The 23,872-nt window shown below is 72.9% G+C and carries 20 protein-coding genes and 1 pseudogene; 5 read left to right on the top strand and 16 right to left on the bottom strand.

Annotated features, from left to right (window positions below; all coding sequences use genetic code 11):
• Window positions 1-38: 38 nt before the first annotated feature.
• Window positions 39-1,682 (bottom strand): hypothetical protein, encoded by a 1,644-nt coding sequence (locus ACGFRF_RS11985; protein WP_393738756.1) that lies wholly within the window; start codon window positions 1,680-1,682, stop codon window positions 39-41.
• A 218-nt stretch (window positions 1,683-1,900) separates the two neighbouring features.
• Window positions 1,901-3,286, bottom strand: a complete 1,386-nt coding sequence (locus ACGFRF_RS11980) for a transcriptional regulator (RefSeq protein ID WP_393738754.1) — start codon at window positions 3,284-3,286, stop codon at window positions 1,901-1,903.
• 317 nt (window positions 3,287-3,603) lie between these two features.
• Between ACGFRF_RS11980 and ACGFRF_RS11975 the strand changes: the two genes are divergently transcribed.
• Genes ACGFRF_RS11975 through ACGFRF_RS11965 form a run of 3 tightly spaced genes read left to right on the top strand, consistent with a single transcriptional unit; the run spans window position 3,604 to window position 6,679 of the window.
• Window positions 3,604-4,269, top strand: a complete 666-nt coding sequence (locus ACGFRF_RS11975) for a bifunctional DNA primase/polymerase (RefSeq protein ID WP_393738752.1) — start codon at window positions 3,604-3,606, stop codon at window positions 4,267-4,269.
• Between the two features lie 53 nt (window positions 4,270-4,322).
• Window positions 4,323-5,099, top strand: a complete 777-nt coding sequence (locus ACGFRF_RS11970; RefSeq protein ID WP_393738750.1) for an ABC transporter ATP-binding protein — start codon at window positions 4,323-4,325, stop codon at window positions 5,097-5,099.
• The gene (locus ACGFRF_RS11965) at window positions 5,096-6,679 is read left to right on the top strand and encodes a transporter (RefSeq protein ID WP_393738748.1); all 1,584 of its coding nucleotides are present in this window, start codon (window positions 5,096-5,098) and stop codon (window positions 6,677-6,679) included. Before ACGFRF_RS11970 ends, ACGFRF_RS11965 begins: the two co-directional genes overlap by 4 nt.
• A 114-nt stretch (window positions 6,680-6,793) precedes the next feature.
• On the opposite strand, the gene ACGFRF_RS11960 is transcribed toward ACGFRF_RS11965, so the two are convergent.
• Together ACGFRF_RS11960 and ACGFRF_RS11955 are read right to left on the bottom strand one after the other, a co-directional pair.
• Window positions 6,794-7,669 carry an alpha/beta fold hydrolase gene (locus ACGFRF_RS11960; RefSeq protein ID WP_393738746.1) on the bottom strand — a complete coding sequence of 292 codons (876 nt, stop codon included), beginning with the start codon at window positions 7,667-7,669 and terminating at the stop codon, window positions 6,794-6,796.
• Between the two features lie 287 nt (window positions 7,670-7,956).
• Window positions 7,957-8,649, bottom strand: a complete 693-nt coding sequence (locus ACGFRF_RS11955; protein ID WP_123976148.1) for a metal-dependent transcriptional regulator — start codon at window positions 8,647-8,649, stop codon at window positions 7,957-7,959.
• 343 nt (window positions 8,650-8,992) lie between these two features.
• On the opposite strand from ACGFRF_RS11955, the gene ACGFRF_RS11950 reads away from it, so the two are divergent.
• Window positions 8,993-9,748 carry an SIS domain-containing protein gene (locus tag ACGFRF_RS11950; RefSeq protein ID WP_393738744.1) on the top strand — a complete coding sequence of 252 codons (756 nt, stop codon included), beginning with the start codon at window positions 8,993-8,995 and terminating at the stop codon, window positions 9,746-9,748.
• 207 nt (window positions 9,749-9,955) lie between these two features.
• On the opposite strand, the gene ACGFRF_RS11945 is transcribed toward ACGFRF_RS11950, so the two are convergent.
• From ACGFRF_RS11945 to pdxH, 5 genes and pseudogenes are all read right to left on the bottom strand, one after another.
• Window positions 9,956-11,359: a PAS domain S-box protein gene (locus ACGFRF_RS11945; RefSeq protein ID WP_393739345.1), complete on the bottom strand. Its 1,404-nt coding sequence runs from the start codon at window positions 11,357-11,359 to the stop codon at window positions 9,956-9,958.
• Window positions 11,360-11,471: 112 nt separating this feature from the next.
• Entirely contained in the window at window positions 11,472-11,891 is a 420-nt protein-coding gene (locus ACGFRF_RS11940; RefSeq protein WP_393739343.1) for a GNAT family N-acetyltransferase, read from the bottom strand.
• A 411-nt stretch (window positions 11,892-12,302) separates the two neighbouring features.
• Window positions 12,303-13,133, bottom strand: coding sequence for an ABC transporter permease (locus ACGFRF_RS11935; protein ID WP_393738742.1), 831 nt, complete (start codon window positions 13,131-13,133; stop codon window positions 12,303-12,305).
• Window positions 13,130-13,942, bottom strand: a pseudogene (locus tag ACGFRF_RS11930) (ABC transporter ATP-binding protein); the annotation flags it as partial. The gene ACGFRF_RS11935 and the pseudogene ACGFRF_RS11930, both read right to left, overlap by 4 nt.
• A gap of 30 nt (window positions 13,943-13,972) precedes the next feature.
• Window positions 13,973-14,659, bottom strand: coding sequence for a pyridoxamine 5'-phosphate oxidase (gene pdxH, locus ACGFRF_RS11925; RefSeq protein ID WP_393738740.1), 687 nt, complete (start codon window positions 14,657-14,659; stop codon window positions 13,973-13,975).
• 168 nt (window positions 14,660-14,827) lie between these two features.
• Here pdxH and ACGFRF_RS11920 point away from each other — a divergent pair, with 168 nt between their 5' ends.
• Window positions 14,828-15,928 (top strand): citrate synthase 2, encoded by a 1,101-nt coding sequence (locus ACGFRF_RS11920; protein ID WP_393738738.1) that lies wholly within the window; start codon window positions 14,828-14,830, stop codon window positions 15,926-15,928.
• 70 nt (window positions 15,929-15,998) lie between these two features.
• Here the strand turns inward: ACGFRF_RS11920 and ACGFRF_RS11915 are convergent, their stop codons facing one another.
• The 7 genes from ACGFRF_RS11915 to ACGFRF_RS11885 form a co-directional block, all read right to left on the bottom strand.
• Window positions 15,999-17,030, bottom strand: coding sequence for an isopenicillin N synthase family dioxygenase (locus tag ACGFRF_RS11915; protein ID WP_393738736.1), 1,032 nt, complete (start codon window positions 17,028-17,030; stop codon window positions 15,999-16,001).
• A 254-nt stretch (window positions 17,031-17,284) separates the two neighbouring features.
• The gene (locus tag ACGFRF_RS11910) at window positions 17,285-17,866 is read right to left on the bottom strand and encodes a hypothetical protein (RefSeq protein WP_393738735.1); all 582 of its coding nucleotides are present in this window, start codon (window positions 17,864-17,866) and stop codon (window positions 17,285-17,287) included.
• A gap of 35 nt (window positions 17,867-17,901) precedes the next feature.
• Window positions 17,902-18,507, bottom strand: a complete 606-nt coding sequence (locus ACGFRF_RS11905; RefSeq protein ID WP_393738733.1) for a TetR/AcrR family transcriptional regulator — start codon at window positions 18,505-18,507, stop codon at window positions 17,902-17,904.
• A complete protein-coding gene (locus ACGFRF_RS11900; protein WP_393738731.1) occupies window positions 18,495-19,232 on the bottom strand; it encodes an enoyl-CoA hydratase family protein in 738 nt (245 codons plus the stop codon). The genes ACGFRF_RS11905 and ACGFRF_RS11900 overlap by 13 nt, the downstream gene beginning before the upstream one ends.
• A complete protein-coding gene (locus ACGFRF_RS11895) occupies window positions 19,229-20,797 on the bottom strand; it encodes a 4-coumarate--CoA ligase family protein (protein ID WP_393738729.1) in 1,569 nt (522 codons plus the stop codon). Before ACGFRF_RS11895 ends, ACGFRF_RS11900 begins: the two co-directional genes overlap by 4 nt.
• A 22-nt stretch (window positions 20,798-20,819) precedes the next feature.
• Window positions 20,820-22,010, bottom strand: coding sequence for an acyl-CoA dehydrogenase family protein (locus ACGFRF_RS11890; protein ID WP_393738727.1), 1,191 nt, complete (start codon window positions 22,008-22,010; stop codon window positions 20,820-20,822).
• A 7-nt stretch (window positions 22,011-22,017) separates the two neighbouring features.
• Window positions 22,018-23,871: an acetyl/propionyl/methylcrotonyl-CoA carboxylase subunit alpha gene (locus tag ACGFRF_RS11885; protein WP_393738725.1), complete on the bottom strand. Its 1,854-nt coding sequence runs from the start codon at window positions 23,869-23,871 to the stop codon at window positions 22,018-22,020.
• Window position 23,872 lies beyond the last annotated feature (1 nt).

The raw sequence follows: 23,872 nt of genomic DNA, 5'->3' as shown, positions 1-23,872 counted from the left end.
ACGTCCACGTCCCCCCGGGTCACCCGGCCGTCAGCCCGTCACAGCTGGGTGGGCTGGCGCTGGGTCAGGCCGTACTTCGACGCGATCGCGTTCCACAGCGACGCCGCCTTCGCCTTCTGCGCGCTGGCGGTGCCGCTCTCCCGGTCGCCGGCCTGCCTCTCGCCGGTGGTGCGGGCGTGGCCCTTCTTGCAGCCCTTGTGGCCCTTGACCTGGCCGGCCCAGGCCGCGTAGTGATTGTCGGCCGCGGCGGACGCCTGCCAGGCCTTGGTCAGGGCGGCGGTCAGGTCGGCGTTGGCCGGCAGCTTGTCCACGGACAGCTTGCCGAGCCGGGTGACCAGCTGGCTGCGCTGCTTGGCCGCGTCGCGCAGGCTGGAGGCGGCCTGGTCGAGGTTGTCGCACCGCCTGACGTCGGCCACCGCCTGGATCACCGAGGCACGGCTGCTGCCGCTGTCGGCGAGCAGCTTGTCCAGCGCGACCGCCTGCTGCCGTGCGGGGTCGGCGGTCGGCGAGGCGGAGTTCTGGGTGGCCGACGACGCGGCGGCGACCGTCTTGCCGTCGTCCGTCCGGTCCTTGCCGCCCCCACTGCTGAGCAGCGCGCCGGCCCCCACGCCGAGGACGACGATGCCGACCCCGACGGCCGCGATCAGCGGCACCCGCGACCGGCCGCCCCCGCGCCGCCCGTCGTCGTCCTGCCCCGGACCGTAGGAGGTCTGCGCCGGGCTGTACGACGACTGCGGCCGGCCGTACGCCGACTGCGGCCGGTCCGCGTAGGCGTCCGGCTGCTCGACGCGCGGGAGCTGCTGGGTGGCCCCGGCCGGGCCGTCGCCGCCCGCGGGACCGCTGCGGAAGAGGTTGTCGAACTCGGCCGGCGGCTGCCGGTCGCCGCCCTGGGCCTGGGCGGCGTAGGGCGGGATGTACTGCGTGGCCTCCGCGTCGGGGTGCGCGGGCGCCGCCTGCTGGGGCGCGTGGCCGAGGTACCGCGGCTGCTCACCGGCGGATTGCTGCGGCAGGGCGCCGGGCGCCACCGGCGGGATGTACTGGGTGGCACCGTCCGCGGCCGCCTGGACGGGCGGTATGTACTGGGTCGCGCCCTCGTCCGCGGCGGCGGGCACCGGCGGGATGTACTGGGTGGCTCCGTCGGCCGTCGGGGGCAGTGGGGCGCTCGCGCCCGGTTGCCCGTCCGGCACGGCGGGCGGCAGCGGCGCGGCCGGGGCCGGGTACTGCTGCTGGTGCTGCTGCTGGTACGGGTCGGGCGCGCCGTACGGGGGCTGCATGCCGCCGTACTGCGGGTCCTGACCGCCGGAGCCGTAGGCGGGCGCCTGGCCGCCGTACTGCGGTTCCTGGCCGCCGGGGCCGTAGGCGGGCGTCTGGCCGCCGTACGACGGTGCCGGAGCGCCCTCCGGGGGCAGCGGGCCGGGGCCGGCGGCGGGCGCCGGCTGCTGGTCCTGGCTGCCCGGGGCACCCCACTGCGGGGCCGCCGCCGGGGGCCAGCCCTGGCCCGGCTGGGGGGTCTGCTGGTCGGGGCCCCACGAACCGCCCCAGGCCTGCCCGCCGGCGGGGGCGGCGGAGTCGGGCGCTCCGGTCATGCCCGGCAGCAGGGGCTCGCCTCCGTCGGAGGGCAGCACGATGCCTTCGCGCGCGGGCCGCGCCGAGGGCTCCTCGCCCTGTCCACTCTGCGTCACCGGGACTCCTACTAATGGGGGACCTTGTGAATCGTCGGCTCACGCTACCGGGTCCCCCGAGCCGGGTGCCACGCAGCTCAGGGCGCGATCTTCTTCCCTGTGACAGCAGTAACAAAACTGCCCCGCGACGCGCTGTTTCCTGGCAGCCCGCGCACACCCGGATGCCGTTCCCCTCACGTTCACGCAATCGCGGGGCGAGTGTTCGGGCGGCCGGCTGTTCAGGCGGCCTGCGGAAGGTCGACGCGCGCGCCGAACTCCCGTACCACCGCCTCGTCCCGGAACGGCTCGAGCCGCTGCTGGAGGTCCTCCAGGTACTCGGCGCCCCGGTTGGAACGGAGCGTCCCCAGCAGCTCCACCGCCTTCAGACCGGTGCTGCAGGCCAGTTCGATCTCGCGCTGCTGCACCTGGGCCGTGGCGAGCAGCACATAACCGATGGCACGCCGGCGGGCGCGGGACTCGGGATGCCCGGCCAGCGACTGCTCGGCGTACCGGGCCGCCGCCTCCGCCTGCCCGAGATCCCGGTGGCAGTGCGCCAACTCGTCCGCGAGATAGGCCTCGTCGAAGTGCGCGATCCACACCGGGTCGTCACCGGAGGACGCGTCCGCCCCTTCCATCGCCGCGACCGCCCGGCCGCCGGCCGCCTGCGCCGCGCGCGCGTCGCCGAGCAGGGCGTGCCCGCGCGCCTCGGCCACGTGGAACATCGCCTCGACACGGGGGGTCACATGCCCGCGCGCCCCCTCCTGCGCCGCCCGCGCCAACTGGGCGATCTCGCGCGGGTTGCCGAGCTGCGCGGCGAGGTGGCTCATGGACGCGGCGAGGACGTAACCGCCGTAGCCGCGGTCCCCGGCGGCCTGCGCCAGCCGCAGCGACTGGATGTAGTACCGCTGGGCCAGGGCGGGTTGGCCGGTGTCGACGGCCATGTACCCGGCCAGCTCGGTCAACCGGGCGACGGCGGCGAAGAGTTCACGGCCGACCACCTCCCGGTAGGAGCCCGCGAGCAGTCCGGAGACGACGCTGTTGAGGTAGTGCACGACGACCGGGCGCACATGCCCGCTGCCGTACTGGTGGTCGAGGTCCGTCAGCGCCTGGGTCATGGACCGTACGGCCGCCACGTCGGAGTGGCCCACACGGGGGCCCGCCTGCCGTGCCACCTGGGCGTCCGGCGCCGAGATCAGCCAGTCGCGGCTGGGCTCGACCAGCGCCGAGGCGGCGACGGAGGAGCCGGACAGGAAGTCCCGGCGCCCCACGTCGCTGCGCCACAGCTCGCAGACCTGCTCGATGGCCCCCAGTACCGTCGGCGAGAACTGGAGACCGACCCCCGAGGCGAGGTTCTTGCCGTTGGCCATGCCGATCTCGTCGATCGTGACCGTGCGGCCGAGCTTGCGCCCGAGCGCCTCGGCGATGATCGCCGGTGCCCGGCCCCGTGGCTGCTGGCCGCGCAGCCAGCGGGCCACGGACGTCTTGTCGTAGCGCAGGTCGAGACCGTGCTCGGCGCCGCACATGTTGACCCGCCGGGCCAACCCGGCGTTCGAGCACCCCGCTTCCTGGATGAGTGCCTGCAGCCGTTCGTTCGGCTGCCTCGCCACGAGAGGCCTTGCGGCCATGTGCTACCCCCTGCGAACCCCTGGAGCGTGAAGTTCCGGCCGGGAAGATCCGGTCGGGACGTTCCGGCCGGAAGGATCCGGCCGGCATGATCCGTTCGGGAAGATCACTGCCCAGCTGACATACCGTCAATGCGTGACATGTGCGGTTTGCCGGGGTACAGGCTGATGCCACCCCACCCCTGGTTACCCCACCCACGCCCTGCTTCCTCCCGCGCGCCCCCGCCCGTGCACCCATGCGCCCCGACTGCCGAATCGATGCTCCTCCCCCGCGCGCGCTACGGCCGTAACTCCAGGTGAGCCCGGGAGTTGAGTGGATCGTGGAAGAGACGATCGCGGGCGCCCCGAACACTCAGATTGCCGGTCAGATCCCGCAGCAGCGCGGGGAGTCGCTGCTGGAGACCGCCGTACGCTATGCCGAGGAACGGCACTGGGACGTGTTCCCGGGCACCTGGCTGGAAGCCGTCGACGGGACGCAGCGCTGCTCGTGCGGTGACGCCACCTGCCCTGCGCCGGGTGCGCACCCCGCGCGCCCCGACTGGGCGACCCAGGCGACCGGCAGTGCGACCGTCGCCCGCCGGATGTGGCACAAGCAGCCGACGGCGTCGATCCTGCTGCCGACGGGGCGGACCTTCGACGCGTTGTCCGTCCCGGAGAGCGCCGGCTTTCTGGCGCTGGCCCGTATGGAGCGGAGGGAGCTGACCCTCGGGCCGGTGACCCTCACCCCTGACCGGCGCATGCACTTCTTCGTGTTGCCGGGGGCGTCGGTGAAGGTGCCCGAGCTGCTGCGCACGTTGGGTTGGTCGCTGTCGTCGCTGGATCTGGTGGCCTTGGGCGAGGGGGCGTACGTGGCGGCTCCCCCGACCCGGTTCGGCTCCCGTGGCGCCGTGCAGTGGGCTTGTCGGCCGACGCCGGCGAACCGCTGGTTGCCGGATGCCGAGGAGTTGATCTCGCCGCTGGCCTACGCCTGCGGTCGGGATCGCTGACGTGCGCGGTCTCCCGCGCCCCGAGGGACCCGCCCTCACCGTACTGTTCATGCATGACCGAAGCTGCCGTACGGGTGCGGGGGCTCTGGAAGCGGTTCGGGCAGCACGTGGCTGTCGGGGGAATCGATCTGGAGCTGCCGGCCGGGAAGTTCATCGGGCTGGTCGGACCCAATGGGGCCGGGAAGACCACCACCCTCTCCATGGTCACCGGGCTGCTGCGGCCCGATGAGGGGACCGTGGAGGTCGTCGGGCACGACGTGTGGCGGGATCCGGTGGCCGTCAAGGCACGGATCGGGGTGCTGCCCGAGGGGCTGCGGCTGTTCGAGCGGCTCTCCGGGCGGGAGCTGCTCGCCTACGCGGGGCGGCTGCGCGGGCTGCCGGGGGCCGAGGTCGACAAACGGGCCGCACAGCTGCTGGACGTGCTCGACCTGGCCGGTGCCCGGCACAAGCTCGTCGTCGACTACTCGACCGGCATGCGCAAGAAGATCGGACTCGCCGCGGCCCTCCTCCACAATCCCGAAGTGCTCTTCCTGGACGAACCGTTCGAGGGTGTCGATCCGGTGTCCGCACAGACCATCCGGGGCGTGCTGGAGCGGTACACGGCCTCCGGCGCCACCGTCGTCTTCTCCTCCCACGTCATGGAGCTGGTCGAGTCGCTGTGCGACTGGGTCGCGGTGATGGCGGCGGGCCGCATCCGCGCGACGGGGACGCCGGCCGAGGTGCGCGGGGCGCACCCCACCCTGCACGGGGCGTTCCTGGAGCTGGTCGGCGCGAACGGCCGGGACACCGGCTCCGATCTGGACTGGCTGGGCGGCGGGGCGGCCCGATGACGAGCCCGGCCTCCACCCTCGTACGGCTGAAGCTGTCGCTGCTGAGGAACGGGCTGCGGCAGTCGGGCGGCCGGCGGGCCGCGTTCGCCGCCTCGGCCGTCCTCGCGATCCTGTTCGCGCTGTCGCAACTGCTGGGGCTGCTCCTGCTGCGCGGGCAGGCGAACGCCGACGTGGTGGCCGTGATCGGCACGGCCGTACTGGCGCTGGGCTGGGCGGTACTGCCGTTGTTCTTCCCGACCGGCGACGAGACCCTGGACCCGACCCGGCTGGTGCTGCTGCCGCTGCACCCCCGGCCGCTGGTCCGGGCCCTGCTCGCGGCCTCCCTGGTCGGCATCGGCCCCCTGTTCACGCTGCTGGTCCTCGCGGGCTGTGCGCTGTCACTGGCGCACGGCCCGGCGGGGTACGTCGTCGCGGTCGTCGCCGTCGCCCTGGCCCTGCTGGTCTGCGTGGGGTTGGCGCGGGCCGTCGCCGCCGCCAACGTACGGCTGCTGACCAGCAGGAAGGGCCGCGATCTGGCCGTGCTGAGCGGGCTGGTGATCGCGATCGGCGCCCAACTGGTCAACTTCGCCGCGCAGCGGCTGGGTTCGTCCGGGCTGGGGCCCTTGCGGCCCGTCGCGGACGTGTTGTCCTGGGTGCCGCCGGCGTCGGCGGTGGGAGCCGTACGGGCGGCGAGCGAGGGCTCGTACGGCACCGCGGCCGCCCGACTCGCCGTCGCGACGGCCGCCCTGGGGCTGCTGGTGGTGGCCTGGGCACGGAGCCTGACCCGGCTGATGACCGCGCCCGACGGGTCCACGCTGCGGGCTGCCGATGCCGGGACGCGGAACCGCGCCTCCTCCGCCGCGCGGCTGCTGCCGGGCGGGCGCACGGGCACGGTCATGGAACGCAGCCTGCGCTACATCTGGCGCGATCCCAAGACCAAGGCCGCGTGGGTGACCTCGCTGGCCATCGGGCTGATCGTGCCGGTGTTCAACGCCGTGCAGGGCACCGGGTCGATCTACTTCGCGTGCTTCGCCGCCGGGATGCTCGGCATCCAGATGTACAACCAGTTCGGGCAGGACACCTCCGCGTTCTGGATGGTGGCCACGACCATCTCCTCGGCACGCGACGCCTACGCCGAACTGCGCGGCCGGGCCCTGGCCCTGCTGCTGGTCACCCTCCCCTACGCCGTCCTCGTGACGGTGCTGACGACAGCGCTGCTGGGCACCTGGGCGCGGCTGCCGGAGGTACTGGGCCTGTCCTTCGCGCTGCTCGGGGCGATGCTGGCGACCGGCGCGTGGACCTCGGCCCGCTTCCCGTACTCCATCCCTCAGGAGGGCCACAAGAACGTCGTCCCCGGGCAGGCGGGCCTCGCCTGGATCTCCATCTTCGGCGGCATGGTCGCGGCAGCCCTGCTGTGCGCCCCCGTCATCGCCCTCACCATCGGGCTCCACGTCAGCCCGAGCGGCGACACCTGGACCTGGCTGCTGCTGCCGGTGGGCGCGGGGTACGGGGCGGCGCTCACCGTGCTGGGCCTCCGGCTGGCGGCCCCGCGAACGGCGTCCCGCCTACCGGAGATCCTGACCGCGGTGAGCAAGGGATAGGGGCACGTTCTCGCCGCGGGTTCCCCCAGTTGCACGGGGAACGACGCGACAAGCCGCTCTCCGGCCGCCGTCCGCCGTCCGCCGGCACACCGCATCCGGCGGACGAGACCGCGCTCACTCCCCGAGCACCGCATCGAGAAACGGTTCGACCACTCCCCGCCAGGCCTCCGGCAGGTCGTAGTGCGCGAGATGACCGGCGTCGGCCATCTCGGCGTACTCGCCCCGGGGCAGCACCCGCACCATCTCCTGCGCCTCGGCGCGGCCCAGTTCGCCGTCCAGGCCCCGCACGACCAGCGCGGGGCAGCGGACCTGGGCCAGTTCCTCCCAGTGCGCGTCGTACACCCACGTCTCGCGGGAGGCGAGCATCTGCTCCGGGTCGAACACCGGGCGCCAGCCGTCGGCGCACTCGTGCATCACCTCGGCGTAGAACGCGCCGCGGGAGGGGTTGGGCCGCTCCACCCAGGGGTCGTCCTCGCCGAACCACTTGCGGACGTCGGCGAGCGTGGCGAAGGGGACGGGCCAGGACCGGAACCAGTCGGCCCACTCGCGCTGCGAGGCGGCGCCGAGCGCGGAGGCCCGCATGTCACAGATGACCAGACCGCGCACCAGGTCGGGGCGTTTGGCGGCGAGCTGCCAGGCGGTCAGCGCGCCCATGGCGTGGCCGATGAGGACGGCGGGGGCGAGGCCGAGCTGCTCGATGGCGGCCTCGGCGTCCTCGACGTAGGCCTCGCGCGTGTAGGCGGCCCGTGGAGGCTTGTCGCTCTGGCCGTGACCGCGCTGGTCCAGGGCGACGGCACGGTGGCGTCCGGCGAGGCGGCGGGCGATGGCGGCCCAGTGGGAGGCACGGCCCATCAGGCCGTGGAGTAACAGCACACCGGGGGTGGCGGACCCCGGGTCCGTGTGGTCCGGGTCCCTCTTCGGTGGGTCGGCGAATTCCCAGGCGGCCAGTCGCACGCCGCCCGCTCCTGTCACGTCGATACGCCGTGCCATGGGCCTGGCACCCCCCAGCTCCGCCTGACTCGTACCGGTGTTCTGCCGTCGCACTGCCGCCGCAGACTATCGAATAGGTATTCGAAAATACTGTCTCTGCGGGCAACACCCCTCATTCGAGTGACACCCCTCGAGGAATGATCGCCGCCACCGAGGGGATCTTTCTGGCGGGAGGCGGACCGCTCGGGGAAAACGGTCCGAGGGGGATGACCCTGAGAGCTCGGGGCTCCGGGTCAGCACAGGGGAGGACAGGCCCCGGCGCCACACGGCGCCGGGGCCCTCGCCTGTCAGCGCTTGGCGACGAACACGTGCGAGGCGACGTCCGCCTCCAGCTCGGCCGCCTCACCGCCGCTGCCCACCAGCACCCCACCGGCCGACTCCGTCACGCTCACCACGGAACCGGGCTGCACACCCGCCCGCCGCAGCGTGTACATCAGCTGCGCGTCGGTCTGGATCGGCTCGCCGATACGGCGGACGACGACCGTCTTCCCGTCCGCACCCGGATCCAGGTCGGCCAGCGAGACCATGCCCTCGTCCAGGAACGGATCGGCCCCGTCCTTCTCGCCCAGCTCCTCCAGGCCCGGGATCGGGTTGCCGTACGGCGACTCGGTCGGGTGCCGCAGCAGCTCCAGCACGCGCCGCTCGACGGCCTCGCTCATCACATGCTCCCAGCGACACGCCTCCGCGTGCACCTGCTCCCACTCCAGGCCGATCACGTCGACGAGGAGACACTCGGCGAGGCGGTGCTTGCGCATCACGCGCGTGGCCAGCCGGCGGCCCTCGTCGGTCAGCTCCAGATGGCGGTCACTGGCCACCGAGACCAGGCCGTCGCGCTCCATCCGCGCCACCGTCTGGCTCACCGTCGGCCCGCTCTGGTCGAGCCGCTCCGCGATGCGGGCGCGCATGGGGACGACGCCTTCCTCTTCGAGCTCGAGGATGGTGCGGAGATACATCTCCGTGGTGTCGATCAGTCCGGACATACGTGCCCCTCGATTACCTCTGCCGGAAGCCCGGCCGCGTGCGCTGGCCCTGGCACCAATTCTGCCGGATCCCACTGACAAGCGGGCGGTACCGGGAAAACGGGGGCCTGCGGCGCGGGAGCGGCGGTCGTCCCGGTGAGTGCGGGGCGGTCGTCCCGGTGGGTGCGGGCGTTCCCGGCCGCGGGTCCATCGTGGCTGATCGGGCAGGTCCCCGCGCCCTTCGGGGTGCTCACCCGCTGCTCACCCGGTCGACACCGGCGCCCGGGAACCCCGGCCGTATTGACACCGCACTGGTCCAGACCTCACGGTGATCCACGACACAGACGCTGTGAAGGGGCACCGCATGAGCGACGGCACGCCTGCCGACCTGTTCTTCGACGCCGCCATCGGCCTGCTGCAACGGGTCCGCGAGGAGGAGGCCGAGGCCATCGCCGCGGCCGGCACCCTGCTCGCCGACACCGTCACCGCCGGCGGCCGCCTGTTCGCCTTCGGCGCCGGGCACTCCTCCCTGGCCGCCCAGGACGTCGTCTACCGCGCGGGCGGTCTCGCCCTGATGAACCTGCTGGCCGTTCCCGGCGTCGTCGGCGTCGACGTCACCCCCGCCACCCTCGGCTCCGCCCTCGAACGCGTCGACGGCCTCGCCAGCGCCGTCCTCGACACCTCACCTGTCCGCGCCGGCGACGCCCTCGTGATCATCTCCCTCTCCGGCCGCAACGCCCTGCCCGTGGAGATGGCCCTGAACGCCCGTGCCCTCGGCGTGAAGGTCATCGGCGTGACCTCGGTCGCCTACACCTCGCAGACCAAGTCCCGGCACGCCTCGGGCACCTTCCTGAAGGACCACTGCGACATCGTCCTGGACTCGAAGATCGCGGTCGGCGACGCGGAACTGACCCTCGACACCATCCCGGCACCCTTCGCCCCCGCCTCCACCGTCGTCACCACAGCCCTGATGCAGGCCGTCATGGCCACCACCGCGGCGACCCTGGCCGACCGCGGCGTCGAGCCCCCGCTCCTGCGCTCCGGCAACGTCGACGGCGGCCACGAGTGGAACGACCGGGTGATGCGGGAGTACGGCGACCGGATCTTCTACCGCCGGTAACGCGCCGTCCGACCCGCCGAGAACGCGACCTCGGGCCGTCGCACCCCGTGGGGCGGGGGCCGGCCGTCAGAGCCGTTACGGCTCCGGCAGGCCTGGTGCGGGGTGGGGGGGTGGCGGGGTCGGCCGCGGAGTGGGCCGGGTTCCGGCGGGTTCCTCCGTGGCGGGCTGACGTGGCTCGCCCCTGCCCCGGACCACCCACGCCCGGTCCTACTCCCGCTCCAGGGCCCCCGCCAGGTCCAGCGCCGTCGCGATGCGGGCCGCCACATCCTCCGCGTACATCGAGTCCGCCCGCTCGAACCGGCTCCGCCCCGCTGCCCGCAGAAACGTCACGACCCCCAGCGTCCGCCCCCGGCTGCGCAGTACCGCGCACAGCGCGTGCACCGCGTCCGCCGGCCACTGCCGCTCCAACGCCCACTCCCGCGCCCGCTCCGTCGCGACCGACCCGGCGTCCGCCCGCACCGTCCCGGCCCGCTCGACGCACTGCAGCGCCGGATGCCCCTCCTCGTACCGCACGGGCAACCCGGCCGCACCCGTGAGCAGACTCGGCCCCGGCGCTCCGGCGGGCGTGGCGGCGAGCCGTACCAGCCGTACCGGACCCGGCGCCTGCTCGCCTTCCGTACCCGAGGCGCCCGCGGCGCCCGCCACCCGGTCGACGAGCGCGTGGTCGGCGAAGCCGGCGAGGGCGAAGTCCAGGTGGACGGTGGCCGCCTCCGCCGGGTCCTCGCACTCCCCGGCGGCACGGGCAGCGCGATGCAACTGGTTCGTGCGGAACCGCAGCAGGGCCGCCTCCTGCTCCGCCTGCTTGGCCTCGGTGACGTCATGGAAGAGCCAGCCGACCCCGAGCGGCACCGGTTCCTCCGCGAGCGGCGAGGCCAGCCGCAGGAACCCGCTCCGCCAGCACCGCCGCTTCTCACCCTCCGGCGTGCGCACCGTCACCCACATCTCGGCGGGCGCGGGCGGCGCACCCTCGGCCAGCACATGCGTGAGCGCGGCCTCCAACTCCTCCACGCCCTGCGCGAGCAACTCACCGAGCGGCCGCCCCAGCACGGACGTACGCCTGATGCCCAGCGCACGGGCGGCATGCGCGTTCACCACGGCGGGCCGCAGATCCGCGTCGACGAGCACGACACCCCACGCCGCGTCCTCGAACAACGCCTCGCTCAGCGCGATCGACCGCTCCAGGTCGATCTGCGCGTGCACCTCACTGAACGCGCAGTACACACCCGCCGGTTTCCCGTCGGGCCCGCGTACGGCGGCGGACTGCGTCCGTACGAGCACCCGCCCGCCGTCCTTCGTCACCAGCGCGAACTCGTGCACCTGCCGCCCCGGCGCGGTCATCGCGGACATCAGCCGGGCCTGCACCTCCTCGGCGTCGGCGCTGCGCACCGCCCACCCGGCGAATCCGTGCCGCCCGACGGCCTCGGCGGCGGTCCACCCGAGGATCCGCTCGGCCTCCCGGTTCCAATGGGTCACCACCCCGTCGGCATCGAACGCGCACAGAGCCGCGTCCATGCCGTCCAGCAGCGCGGCGAGCAGGTCGGAGCCCCCGGACTCACCGGGCTCGTCCGGCCCCAGCTCGTCCGTGGTCCCACTCCGCCGGGAAGCACTCACCTGGACCCCCTGGAGGCTGCGTCCGCGCACGTAGGCGCTCGGTTCGCTCACTGGTCTTCATTCAACTGGAACGTGACGCAGCACACATCATGTTCCCGCAAGTTCGCCGGAATCAATGCCCACCGTCCGCCGGCCGCAGCCGCAGGTCCACCCACTCGTCCCGCTCCCCGTCCAGCACGTACCGCTCGACCTCCGCGAACCCACACCGCACGGCGAACCGCAGCCCGTCCTCGTTCGCCGCCAGCACACACGTCTCGATCACCTCGGCACCCAGCACGCGCGCGTGCGCCAGCCCGTTCTCGTACAACGCCGTTCCGATCCCCTGCCCCCGGAACTCGGGCAGCACGCGCGCGATGACGGTGGCCACACCCTCCTCCCCCACCGGCGGCCGCACCGTGGAGCATCCGACGAGCACGTCCCCGAGATACGCATTCGCCAGCCGATACCGCCCCTGCCGCTCCCGGGCCTCCCCCCACGACATCGCCGCAGGCGGCACGACGACGTTGTGCACGTGGCGCCACTGTTCGAGCATGTCGTCGCCTTCGACGACCACCATCCGGAGATCAGTCACACGAGCACCCCTACCATCCAGGGCGCCTGCCTGTTCGGCATTACCGAGGTTCGTCGGTCGGCCGTCTCGGCGTTCCCGAAAAAAACAGTTGAGTCCTCCCCGGCGGCTTCTTAGGCTGGCGGCACGTGAGAAAGGAGGTGATCGGGTAAATGAGTGAAACCCGGACGCGCGAGGTGGCTGCGGGCTAGCGGCCCGTCACCACAGCCTGTGCGGTGCCGGACCAGCGTGGGCGAGTCACACGCGGCCGGCCTAATCCAACGCAGTCACCCGACCCGCGAGCTCGCCGGTACGTCCGGCCGGCTTCTCCGCCGAGAGGTGGAGGACCCGAGCTCGCGGGTCGTCTGCGTTTCACCTCGGATTCGTTCGCCGCCCTCAGATCAGCGTCAGCCTGCCCGTGCGCTGCGAGCGGGCCTCTCCGAGGCGCAGGATCACTGCCGCTGCTGCCAGGAGCAGGGCGCTCAGGGCGGTCAGCCAGGTCAGGGTGGGCGCCAGTTCGGACAGTGGCTCGGCGTCCAGGAGGGCGCCGCGGACCGCTACCAGGCTGCCGGTCAGGGGGAAGGCCGTACCGAGGACACGTACGGCCGTCGGCAGGGCGAACGCGGGGAGGCGGACCGCGCTGACGAACCAGAGGGGTTCGTCGAGGAGCGTGTAGAGGAACGCCGAGTCGCGGGAGAAGACCAGGAGGCTGTTGAGGAAGGCACCCCAGGCGACCGCCGGGACGAGGAGGGCGAGGATCACGACTGCGTACATCCACCAGGCCGCCACGGACAGCGTGCCGAAGCCGAGCAGGGCCGCCGCGGTGAAGCAGGTCAGCAGCCAGGCGTTCTGGACGAGGGCGCCGGCGCCGTTGGCGAGCATCAGGGTGAGGCGGCCGGCCGGGGACAGGAAGAGCAGTTCCAGGGTGCCTGTGGTGCGTTCGAAGGACAGGTGCCGGGCCGACTGGACCAGGGAGAAGAAGAAGGCGTAGGCGAGGGTGCCGGTGGCGAGGAACGCCAGGAGCCGGTGGGGGTCCGCCGACAGGGGCCAGTGGGCCGCGGCCGCGGACGCGGTGGCCACCGGGCGGAGGGTGAAGTACGTCGTCGCCAGTTGCAGGATCGGCCAGATCAGCATGGAGAAGACCACGAGGGGCCGGCCGAACAGGCGGCGGTGCTGCTTCAGGGCTTCGGCGGGGAAGATGCGCAGGGCGGGGCGCAGGGTGCTCATGCCGGTACCGCCGCGGTGTGCGTCGTGCGGTCCGTCAACGTCAGGATGGCGTCTTCCAGGCTCGCCTCGGTGATGTCGAGTGCGGTGATGGAGCCGCCGGCCCCGAGGACGGCCGCGGCGAGGGGGCCCGCGATGTCGTCGGGGTGGCGGAGGGTCAGGATCTCGCCGCCGTCGTCGGTGGGGGTGCGGGTGGCGCCGAAGCGGGCCGCCACGTCGGCCACGGCCGGGGACGGGTTGGGGACGGTGACGCGGACCGTGGCGTGGCTGCCGGTGGCGGTCTTGAGGTCGGCCGGGCTGCCTGCGGCGACGTGGCGGCCGTCGGCGATGACGTAGACGTGGGAGCAGAGTTCCTCGACCTCTGCCAGGTAGTGGGAGGTGAGCAGGACTCCGGTGCCTTCCGCGGCCAGGCGGGCGACGACACGGCGCAGGTCACGGGCGATGGGGGCGTCCAGGCCGAGGGTGGGTTCGTCGAGGAGCAGGTAGGCGGGGTCGTTGATGAGGCCGCGGGCGATGGCGAGGCGCTGGGTCATGCCGCGGGAGTAGCGCTCGACCATGGTGTCGGCGGCGTCGGTGAGGCCGACGAGGGCGAGCAGGTCGTCGATGCGGGGTGTCACCCGGCGCCTGGGTACGTCGTAGAGCTGGGCGAAGTACCAGAGGTTCTCGCGGCCGGTCATGCGGGTGTAGACCATGCGTTCGCCGCCGGCGATGAGGTTGATGCGGCGGCGTACGGCGCGGGCGTCGCGGACGGTGTCGAGGCCGTCGACGCGGACGGTGCCGGAGGTGGGCCGGAGCAGGGTGGCGCGGCCTGAACCGGTCCGTCCTCCCGGCCCCGGTCGGTGTCACGGGCAGAGTCGCTCCACCTCCCAGGTGCCGTCCTGCTGGGCGACGTAGCGCAGGCGGTCGTGGAGGCGGTTGTGGCGGCCCTGCCAGAACTCGATCGTCTCGGGGGCGATGCGGAAGCCGCCCCAGTGCGGCGGGACCGGAACCTGCTCGCCCTCGGGGTAGCGGGCTTCGAGGTCGGCGTAGGCGGCGTCCAGTTCGGTGCGGGAGGCGATCACCGTGGACTGGGCGCTGGCCCAGGCGCCCAGTTGGGAGCCGTGCGGGCGGGTGCGGAAGTAGGCGGCGGTCTCGTCGCGGCCGGTGCGGCGGGCGGTGCCGGTGACGATGACCTGGCGGGCGAGCGGGTGCCAGGGGAAGAGCAGCGAGACGCGCGGGTTCTCCGCCAGGTCGCGGGCCTTGCGGGAGTCGTAGTTGGTGTAGAAGACGAAGCCGTCGGTGTCGAAGTGCTTCATCAGGACCGTGCGCGAGCTGGGGCGGCCCGCGGCGTCCACGGTCGAGACGACCATCGCGTTGGGTTCGTAGACCGTGCCGTGGAGGGCCGCGCGGGCGGCGTCCTCGAACCAGCGGGCGAACTGGTCCATCGGGTGCGTGGCGAGGTCCCGTTCGGTGAGACCCTCGGCCCGGTACTGCTTGCGCATGGCGGCGGGGTCGAGGACGGGGTCAAGGAGGGGTTCGCGGTCGGTCACGCGGTCATCCTGCCGTATCGAACACCCCTGGCACTCAGTGTCGCGTGGTCTCCCCAACCGTGGCACCGGGGGTTATCGTGCTGGTTCCCCTTGCGGATTGGGTGACCACCGGACGATCGGGGCATCACCGGGGTGACCGCCGCCGACATCATCATGAGGAGCCGCCTGATGTCCGATTTCGTACCCGGGCTCGAAGGAGTCGTCGCGTTCGAGACGGAGATCGCCGAACCCGACAAGGAGGGCGGTGCCCTACGCTACCGGGGCGTCGACATCGAGGACCTGGTCGGGCACGTCTCCTTCGGGAACGTGTGGGGTCTGCTGGTCGACGGCGCCTTCAACCCCGGTCTGCCGCCCGCCGAGCCGTTCCCGATCCCGGTGCACTCCGGTGACATCCGCGTGGACGTGCAGTCGGCGCTGGCCATGCTCGCCCCGGTGTGGGGCCTGAAACCGCTGCTCGACATCGACGCCGAGCAGGCTCGCGCGGACCTCGCCCGGGCCGCCGTCATGGCGCTGTCCTACGTCGCCCAGTCCGCGCGCGGGCAGGGGCTGCCGATGGTGCCGCAGCGGGAGATCGACAAGGCGCAGTCGGTCGTGGAGCGGTTCATGATCCGCTGGCGCGGTGAGCCGGACCCGAAGCATGTCGCCGCCGTGGACGCGTACTGGACGTCCGCCGCCGAGCACGGGATGAACGCGTCGACCTTCACCGCGCGGGTCATCGCCTCCACCGGTGCGGACGTCGCCGCGGCACTGTCGGGTGCGGTCGGTGCGATGTCCGGGCCGCTGCACGGCGGTGCGCCCTCCCGGGTGCTCGGGATGATCGAGGAGATCGAGCGCACGGGGGACGCGGAGGCCTACGTCAAGCGGGCCCTGGACCGGGGTGAGCGGCTGATGGGCTTCGGGCACCGGGTGTACCGGGCCGAGGACCCACGGGCGCGCGTGCTGCGGCGTACGGCGCGGGAACTGGGCGCGCCGAGGTACGAGATCGCGGAGGCGCTGGAGAAGGCGGCGCTGGAGGAGCTGCACAATCGGCGGCCGGATCGGGTGCTGGCGACCAACGTGGAGTTCTGGGCGGCGATCATGCTGGACTTCGCCGAGGTGCCGGCGCACATGTTCACGTCGATGTTCACGTGTGCCCGTACGGCCGGGTGGTCGGCGCACATTCTCGAGCAGAAGCGGACGGGGCGGCTGGTGCGGCCGTCCGCGCGGTATGTGGGGCCGGGGCCGCGTCGGCCGGAGGACATCTCGGGGTACGCGGACATCGCCCACTGAAGGGGCGCGTGCGGAGCGCGGGCGGCTGCTGTGGCTGGTCACGCAGGTGCCCGCGCCCCTGGGGAGTCGATCACGCCGATGTCAGCAGCTGCCCGTGGTGCCGCTGTGCCACCAGCGGATGTGCCCTGAGCTTGCCCTTGAGTTCGTTGTAGCCGTACTCGGCGAACAACGGGTTCGACGGGTCGTCGGTGACACCGGGAGCGGCCGACGCGTGCGGGAACGGCAGCGGCTCGATCCTCGCGTCCAGGCGGGGGTTGTAGAAGAACGGGACCGAGAAGCGTTCCGTCGCTCCGGGTGGGCTGACCACGCGGTGGTTGGTGGCGAGCAGGTAGCCGTCGGTCGCCACCTCCAGCAGTTCGCCGAGGTTGACCACGAAGGCGCCCTGGATGGGCGGTACGTCGTGGAAGAGGCCGTCCTCGCGCTGGACCTGGAGGCCGCCGACGGAATCCTGCAGCAGCAGGGTCAGGAAGCCGTAGTCCTTGTGGGCGCCCACGCCCTGGTCGGTGCCGTCGCCCGCGCTGCCGGGGTAGCGGACGAGCTTGAGGTGCGGGTGGGCGTGGGCGCCGAAGACCGGGTCGTAGAAGTCGGCCGGGGCGCCGATGGCGGTGAGGAGTTCGTGGAGGAGGCGGTCGGCCACCGCGCTCAGCCGGTCGATCCAGGCCAGCGCCGCCGTGCGCAGTCCGGGGAGGGCGGCCGGCCACTGGTTGGGGCCCTGCAGCCACCAGTACGGGGGCTCGCCGGGGCCGGGGACACGGGCGGGGCGTTCGGCGCCTATGTCGAGCTGGTCGCGCCAGTCGCGGGCGCCGCCGGTGCGTTCGTCGCCGGTGCGGGTGTAGCCGCGGAAGTGCGGGGAGCCCACGTTGTCGAGGGCGAGTCGGTCGGCTTCGGGAAGGGCGAAGAAGGCGCGCATGGCGGTGAGCAGCGCGTCGGTCTCGGCCTGGGTCACGCCGTGTCCGACGAGCTGGAAGAAGCCGACGTCGTGGGCGGCGCGGTGCAGTCGGGTGTGGAGCAGGGCGCGGGCCCGGGGGCCGCGGTCCGCGGCCGACAGGTCGATGATCGGGAGCTGGTCGTACGACGGGGTCGTCGCGCTGTGCGTGGTCATGGTGCGTCCGCAGGGTGTACGGGGCAGGGGTGACCGCCGAGGGGTGGGGCGGCCCCCGGATGCCGGAAAGGGTGAAGAAAGGGAGAGACAGGGGGCTGGGTCAGGCGGAGAAGCGCCGACAGCCCGTGCTCGTGACGCGCACGTAGTCCACGTGGCGGCGGCGGACGAGCATCACAAGCATGCGCCAAGGGTACTGCGCGACGCGGGATACGCCTGTGGCCCCGTTCACTGCCCCGCCATGGGGGTCGCGGAGGTCAGAACTTGCCCCAGACGTACGTCGTGCGGTGCCCGCCCAGTGCCTCGGCGACCAGCGCGCGGAACTCGCCGGTGAACTCGGGCCAGTTCCAGAACTCGAGGCCCAGGTAGCCGAAGGCCCAGTAGTCGGCGGCCCAGGTCCAGTCCGGCAGGGGGATCCGGGCGGCGCAGGCGGGGCAGTCGACGTCGGCGGCGCCCGTCGTGTACCAGAGGTCCATGGCCTGGTCGAAGGGTGTCCAGGCCGCTTCGATGCGCTCCCACTCCTCGGTGCACAGGCGGGTGGTGGCCGTGCAGCGCGGGCAGCGGGCCCATTCGGCTTCGCCCTGGCCGCCGTGGAAGACGGTGCGCCCGGTGTGCACGGCCAGGCCGTCGTACGGCTTGCCGTCCGCGTCCAGCGGGTTCACCGCCTTGTCCCAGCGCGGGCCGGGCGGATGACCGAGCGGCTGCCCGAGGACGCAGTCGGTGCGCTCGGCCAGCACGATGCCCTCGGCCACCAGCCGGTCGAGGACGCGCTCGGCGAGCCGCGGCGCGTCCGCGGCCGTGGCGTCGAGGTCGACGATCGTCTGGAAGTGATCCCCCATGGACGGAAACCGTAGCCGGTGACACTGACAGCGGCTCAGCCGAGCGCGTCGTCCAGCAGCGCGGCCCACTGGGCGACGACCCGCTCGCGGCGGACGGTGTCGTCGGTGAGGAGGTTGGCGAGGCCGAGTCCGCGGGCCATGTCCAGGAGGCCCTGGACGGTCTCGCGGACGCCGGGGCGTGACTCGTCGGCGCCGAGCAGGTCGACGGCGATGCGGTGGGTCTCGCGGCCGACGCGGGCCTCCAGCTCGGTCACCCGGCCGCGCAGCTGCTCCTCGTCGGAGGCGGCGACCCACAGGTGCAGGGCGGCCCGGAAGAGGGGGCCGGTGTAGAGGGCGACGAGGGCGGCGACGACGGCGCGGCGGTCGGCGGCACCCTCCGGGAACAGGGCCCTGAGCGCGGTGGAGCGTTCCTCGGCGACGTGCTCGACGGCCGCGGTGAACAGGTCCTCGCGGGTCGGGAAGTGGTGCTGGGCGGCGCCCCTCGAGACGCCGGCGCGTTCAGCGACGACGGAGACCGTGGAGCCTGCCCAGCCGTGCTCGGCGAGGCAGGCCACGGCGGCCTCCAGGAGCCGCTGCCGGGTGGCCCGGCTGCGGTCCTGCTTGGGTACGCGGTCGCGTTCCGCCGTACTCACACCACCCATGCCGCATCCCGTCTTTCCAGAAAGGCCGTCATCCCCTCCCGGGCGTGGTCGGAGGAGAACAGCCGGGCCGAGAGGGCGGTCAGCTCCGCCGCGTCCCGGTCGAACGTCTCCAGCACCCTAGCCGTGAGCAGCTGTTTCGTCTCGGCCAGGGCCTGGGGGGAGGAGCGGCGCAGGCCGTCCAGGACGGGGGCGAGGGCTTCGTCGACGTCGTCGGCGGTGGTCGTGAGCAGGCCCAGGCGGACGGCTTCGGCGGGGCCGAAGCGTTCGCCGGTGAGGTAGTAGCGGGCCAGGGCGCGGGGGTCGGCGCGCGGGAGCACCGGGAGGGAGATCACCGCGGGGGCCACTCCGATGCGGACCTCGGTGAAGGCGAAGGTGGCTTCGGTGGAGGCGGCGGCGATGTCGCAGGCGGCGAGCAGGCCGAGGCCGCCCGCGCGGACGTGTCCGGTGATCCGGGCTACGACGGGCCGGGGCAGCTCCACGATCTGCCGCAGCAGGCCGACCAGGGCGTCCGGGTGGGGCGGGTCGCGCAGGTCGGCGCCGGCGCAGAAGGTGGTGCCGGTGTGGGTGAGGACGACGGCTCGTACGTCCGGGTCCTTCGCGCAGTCGGTCAGGGCTTCGGCGAGTGCGGTGACGAGTGCCGCGGAGAGGGCGTTGCGGGTGCCGGTGGAGTCGAGGCTGAGGGTTTCCACGGCACGCGCGCGCGTGCGTCCGATCAGTGCGGTCACGTGTGCTCCCTGAGCTGTCGGCGCAGGATCTTGCCGGAGGCGGCGCGGGGCACGGTGTCGATGAAGGTGACCCGGCGGACGCGTTTGTAGGGGGTGACGCGTTCGGCGACGTACCGCATGATCTCGTTCCCGGTCAGGTCGTCGGCGGTGGGACGGCGGACGACGAAGGCGTGCGGGACCTCGTTGCCGTCCTCGTCGTAGGCGCCGATGACGGCGGAGTCGGCGATGCCGGGGTGGGTGAGCAGCAGGGCCTCCAGTTCGGCGGGGGCCACCTGGAAGCCCTTGTACTTGATGAGTTCCTTGACCCGGTCGACGACGTACAGCCAGCCGTCGGCGTCGATCCGGCCGATGTCCCCGGTGTGCAGCCAGCCGTCGGTGTCGATCATGGCGGCGGTGGCGTCGGGGCGGCCGAGGTAGCCCCGCATCACCTGGGGGCCGCGGATCAGGATCTCGCCGGCCTCGCCGGTGCCGAGGTCCTTGTCGGGGTCGTCCAGGGAGACGATCCGCATCTCGGTGCCGGCGATGAGCCTGCCGACCGTGCCGGCCGGGGCCCGGTCCAGGTGGTCGAGGGGGACGACGTGGGTGCCGGGTGACAGCTCGGTCATGCCGTAGGCCTGGCCGATCGGGGGCAGGCCGAGGCGTTCGGAGCAGGCGAGGGCGAGTCGTGCGTCCAGCGGGGCGGCGGCGCTGATGACGTACCGCAGCGAGGAGAGGTCGTAGCGGGTGACGGACGGGTGCTTGGCGAGGGCGAGGACGATCGGTGGGGCGACGTACAGGCCGGTGATGCGGTGGGTCTCGATCGCGGCGAGGAACGTCTCCAGGTCGAAGCGGGGCAGCACGACCACCGTGGCGCCCTTGCGCAGAGGGGCGTTCATGAGGGCGGTCAGGCCGTAGATGTGGAAGAACGGCAGGACGGCGAGGATGCGGTCGCCGGGGCCGGCCGGGACGGCGGGGTCCAGCTGGGCGAGGTTGGTGGCGATCTGCCGGTGGGTGAGCATCACGCCCTTGGGGGTGCCGGTGGTGCCGGAGGAGTACGGCAGCGCGGCGATGTCCTGGGCCGGGTCGATGGCGACGCGCGGTTCGGGGGCGGTGGTGGCGAGCAGGTCGATCAGGGAGCGGTGTCCGGGTGCGCTGTCGCACACGAAGATCTCCCGTACTCCGCCGGCGAGTTCGGCGGCCCGGCGGGCGGACTCCAGCAGCGGGGAGACGGTGACGATCCAGCGGGCCGCGCTGTCGCCGAGCTGCTTGGCGAACTCCTCCGGCGTGGCGAGCGGGTGCACCGTGGTGACGGTGGCACCCGCGCGCGTGGCCGCGTAGAAGGCGGTCGGGAAGGCGATCGTGTTGGGGCTGTGCAGGGCGAGGACGTCGCCCTTGCGGACGCCCGCCTCGGCGAACGCGGCGGCGACGCGCCGGTGGAACCGGTCCACCTGCTCGTACGTGAGGGTGGTGCCGTCCGTGCCGTCGATCAGCGCGGGCTGCGCGCCGAACTCGGCGGCCCGGCCCAGGACGGCCTCGTGGATGGGGAGTTCTACGGGCGGAACGTCTGCGTACTCGCTGCGGAACACGGTTCCTCCTCGCGCAGGGCGCTCAGTACGACTTGGGCAGACCCAGGGTCTGGTGGGAGACGTAGTTGAGAATCATCTCCCGGCTCACCGGTGCGATACGAGCCACGCGCGCGGCCGTTATCAACGAGGCGAGCCCGAACTCGCGGGTGAGCCCGTTGCCGCCGAGGGTGTGCACGGCCTGGTCGACGGCCCTCACACAGGCCTCCCCGGCCGCGTACTTGGCCATGTTGGCGGCCTCGCCCGCGCCGATGTCGTCGCCGGCGTCGTAGAGATGGGCCGCCTTCTGCATCATCAACCGGGCCAGCTCCAGGTCGATGTGCGCCTGCGCGAGGGGGTGGGCGATGGCCTGGTGGGCGCCGATGGGGGCCTTCCAGACGGTGCGGTCGCGGGCGTACTCGATGGCTTTGGAGAGCGCGTAGCGGCCCATGCCGATGGCGAACGCGGCCGTCATGATCCGCTCGGGATTGAGGCCGGCGAACAGTTGCAGCAGACCGGCGTCCTCTCCCCCACTGCCGAAAGCATGGGAGGGGCCCCCACCGACGAGCGCGTCCGCGGGCAGCCGTACGTCGTCCAGGACCAGCTCGAACTGCTTCTCGGCAGCGTTGAGTTCCATGTCGATCGGACGCTTGTGGAAGCCCTCGGCGTCCGTCGGGACGATGAACAGGCAGGGCTTGAGGCGTCCGGTGCGGGCGTCCTCGGTGCGGCCGACGATCAGGACGGCGTCGGCCATGTCGACACCGGAGATGAAGACCTTGCGGCCGGTGAGGAGCCAGTCGGTGCCGTCCTTGCGGGCGGTGGTGGTGATGCGGTGGCTGTTGGAGCCGGCGTCGGGTTCGGTGATGCCGAAGGCCATGAGGCGGGTGCCGTCGGCGATTCCGGGTAGCCACTGCTGTTTCTGGGCCTCGGTGCCGAAGCGCGAGATCACTGTGCCGCAGATGGCCGGGGAGACGATCAGCATGAGGAGGGGGGAGCCGGTGGCGCCCAACTCCTCGAGGACGATGGAGAGTTCCATGATGCCGCCGCCCCCGCCTCCGTACTCCTCGGGGAGGTTGACGCCGAGGTAGCCGAGTTTGCCCGCCTCGGACCAGAGTTCGGCGGGCGGCTTTCCTTCGGCGACGGCCTGGACCAGGTAGTCGCGGCCGTAGCGTTTGCCGAGGGCCGCCACGGCGGAGCGGAGGGCTGTGTGCTCTTCGGTTTCGATGACGGGAGACATGGGGCTCCTAGGAAGAGGGTTCCTGCACGACGGCGAGCAGTGTTCCCGGCTCCACCTGCTGCCCAGGTGTGGCGTGCAGGGCCGTCAGCCGGCCGGTGACCGGCGCCGAGATCTGGTGCTGCATCTTCATCGCCTCCAGCCAGATCAGTGGCTGTCCGGCCGTGACGGGGTTCCCCTCGGTGAGGCCCTCGGCGATGCGGACGACCGTGCCGGGCATCGGCGCGAGCAGGGAGCCCGGCGCGAGCTGGGCGGTCGGGGCGGGGAAGCGGGGCAGGGCGGTGAGTCGGGTGGCGTTGACGTGGACCTGGTCGCCGTAGCGTGCGACGTCGTACCGGCGCCGGACGCCGTCCACTTCGAGGATCACCAGACGCGCGTCCGCGTGCACGACCCGGACGCCGTCGGCCGTGAGGCCCTGCCGGGTGTGCCGGTAGTGGACCTCGTGCTCCTCGCCCGCCAGCGCGTACCGCTTCACCTGGGGTTGCGAGGGCACGTTGCGCCAGCCGCCGAAGCGGGAGCGGCCGTGGGCGTCAGCGAGGGCGGCGGCGAGGGGCGCGTGGGGGTCGGTGGCCGGTGCGCTGAGCTCGGGCAGGTGGCGGTCGTAGAAGCCGGTGTCCATGCGGGCGGACGTGAACTCCTCGTGCCGCAGGGAGCGAGCCAGCAGGTCGCGGTTGGTGACCGGGCCGTGGATCGCGGCCGTCTCGAGGGCTCCGGCGAGTCTGCGGATGGCCTCCGCGCGGGTGGGGGCGTGGGCGACGACCTTGGCGAGCATCGGATCGTAGTGGACGCCGATGGGGTCGCCGTCGGTGTAGCCGGTGTCCAGGCGGACGCCGGCCGGTACGGCGAGGCGGTGCAGGGTGCCGGTCTGCGGGGCCCAGTCGCGGGCGGGGTCCTCGGCGTACAGGCGGGCCTCGATCGCATGGCCACGCGGGCGTGGTGGCTCGGGGTCCAGCGGGCGGCCTTCCGCGACGCGGATCTGTTCGGCCACCAGGTCGATGCCGAACACCGCCTCGGTGACGGGGTGTTCGACCTGGAGGCGGGTGTTCATCTCCAGGAAGTGCGCGCGGCCGTCGGCGACCAGGAACTCGACGGTGCCGGCGCCGACGTAGGAGACGGAGCGGGCGGCGCGTACGGCCAGCGCGTACAGCTCCTCGGTGAGGGCGGCCGGCAGGCCCGGCGCGGGGGCTTCCTCGATGACCTTCTGGTGGCGGCGCTGGAGGGAGCAGTCGCGGGTGCCGAGCGGCCAGATCGTGCCGTGGGTGTCGGCGAGGATCTGCACTTCGACGTGGCGGCCGTGCTCGATGTACGGCTCCACGAAGACCTCGCCGTCGCCGAAGGCGCTCGCGGCCTCGGCGCGCGCGCCCTCCAGTGCGGCGGGCAGCTCGTCCAGGCGGCGCACGATCCGCATCCCGCGCCCTCCGCCGCCCGCGGCCGCCTTCACCAGGACCGGCAGGTCGGCCTCGGTGACCTCGGCCTCGTCGAGGGGCGCGAGGCCCATCAACTGCTTGGCGCGGGTCTTGGACGCCATCGCCTCGATGGCTTGCGGGGGCGGGCCGATCCAGGTCAGGCCGGCGTCGAGGACGGCGCGGGCGAAGCCGGGGTTCTCGGAGAGGAAGCCGTAGCCGGGGTGCACGGCGTCCGCGCCCGCGGACAGGGCGGCCTTCACGATCAGGTCGCCGCGCAGGTACGTCTCCGCGGGCGCCGCGCCCGGCAGCCGTACCGCCAGGTCGGCCACGCGCGCGTGGAGGGCGTTCTCGTCCGCGTCCGAGTGCACGGCGACGGTCCGGATGCCCGACTCGGCGCAGGTGCGGAAGATCCGGCAGGCGATCTCGCCCCGGTTGGCGACGAGCACAGTCGAAATCACG

Source organism: Streptomyces sp. NPDC048521, assembly GCF_043199855.1.
Classification (GTDB): Bacteria; Actinomycetota; Actinomycetes; order Streptomycetales; family Streptomycetaceae; genus Streptomyces.
The sequence above is the reverse complement of the archived record's forward strand: the minus strand, read 5'-3'. Positions and strand labels throughout refer to the sequence as shown.

What these genes read in the sequence shown, in the direction of transcription:
- ACGFRF_RS11980 (WP_393738754.1), bottom strand. Translation starts at nt 3,286, where the DNA reads ATGGCCGCAAGGCCTCTCGTGGCGAGGCAGCCGAACGAACGGCTGCAG.
- ACGFRF_RS11970 (WP_393738750.1), top strand. Translation starts at nt 4,323, where the DNA reads ATGACCGAAGCTGCCGTACGGGTGCGGGGGCTCTGGAAGCGGTTCGGG.
- ACGFRF_RS11965 (WP_393738748.1), top strand. Translation starts at nt 5,096, where the DNA reads ATGACGAGCCCGGCCTCCACCCTCGTACGGCTGAAGCTGTCGCTGCTG.
- ACGFRF_RS11960 (WP_393738746.1), bottom strand. Translation starts at nt 7,669, where the DNA reads ATGGCACGGCGTATCGACGTGACAGGAGCGGGCGGCGTGCGACTGGCC.
- ACGFRF_RS11955 (WP_123976148.1), bottom strand. Translation starts at nt 8,649, where the DNA reads ATGTCCGGACTGATCGACACCACGGAGATGTATCTCCGCACCATCCTC.
- ACGFRF_RS11950 (WP_393738744.1), top strand. Translation starts at nt 8,993, where the DNA reads ATGAGCGACGGCACGCCTGCCGACCTGTTCTTCGACGCCGCCATCGGC.
- ACGFRF_RS11940 (WP_393739343.1), bottom strand. Translation starts at nt 11,891, where the DNA reads ATGCTCGAACAGTGGCGCCACGTGCACAACGTCGTCGTGCCGCCTGCG.
- ACGFRF_RS11935 (WP_393738742.1), bottom strand. Translation starts at nt 13,133, where the DNA reads ATGAGCACCCTGCGCCCCGCCCTGCGCATCTTCCCCGCCGAAGCCCTG.
- ACGFRF_RS11920 (WP_393738738.1), top strand. Translation starts at nt 14,828, where the DNA reads ATGTCCGATTTCGTACCCGGGCTCGAAGGAGTCGTCGCGTTCGAGACG.
- ACGFRF_RS11915 (WP_393738736.1), bottom strand. Translation starts at nt 17,030, where the DNA reads ATGACCACGCACAGCGCGACGACCCCGTCGTACGACCAGCTCCCGATC.
- ACGFRF_RS11910 (WP_393738735.1), bottom strand. Translation starts at nt 17,866, where the DNA reads ATGGGGGATCACTTCCAGACGATCGTCGACCTCGACGCCACGGCCGCG.
- ACGFRF_RS11905 (WP_393738733.1), bottom strand. Translation starts at nt 18,507, where the DNA reads ATGGGTGGTGTGAGTACGGCGGAACGCGACCGCGTACCCAAGCAGGAC.
- ACGFRF_RS11890 (WP_393738727.1), bottom strand. Translation starts at nt 22,010, where the DNA reads ATGTCTCCCGTCATCGAAACCGAAGAGCACACAGCCCTCCGCTCCGCC.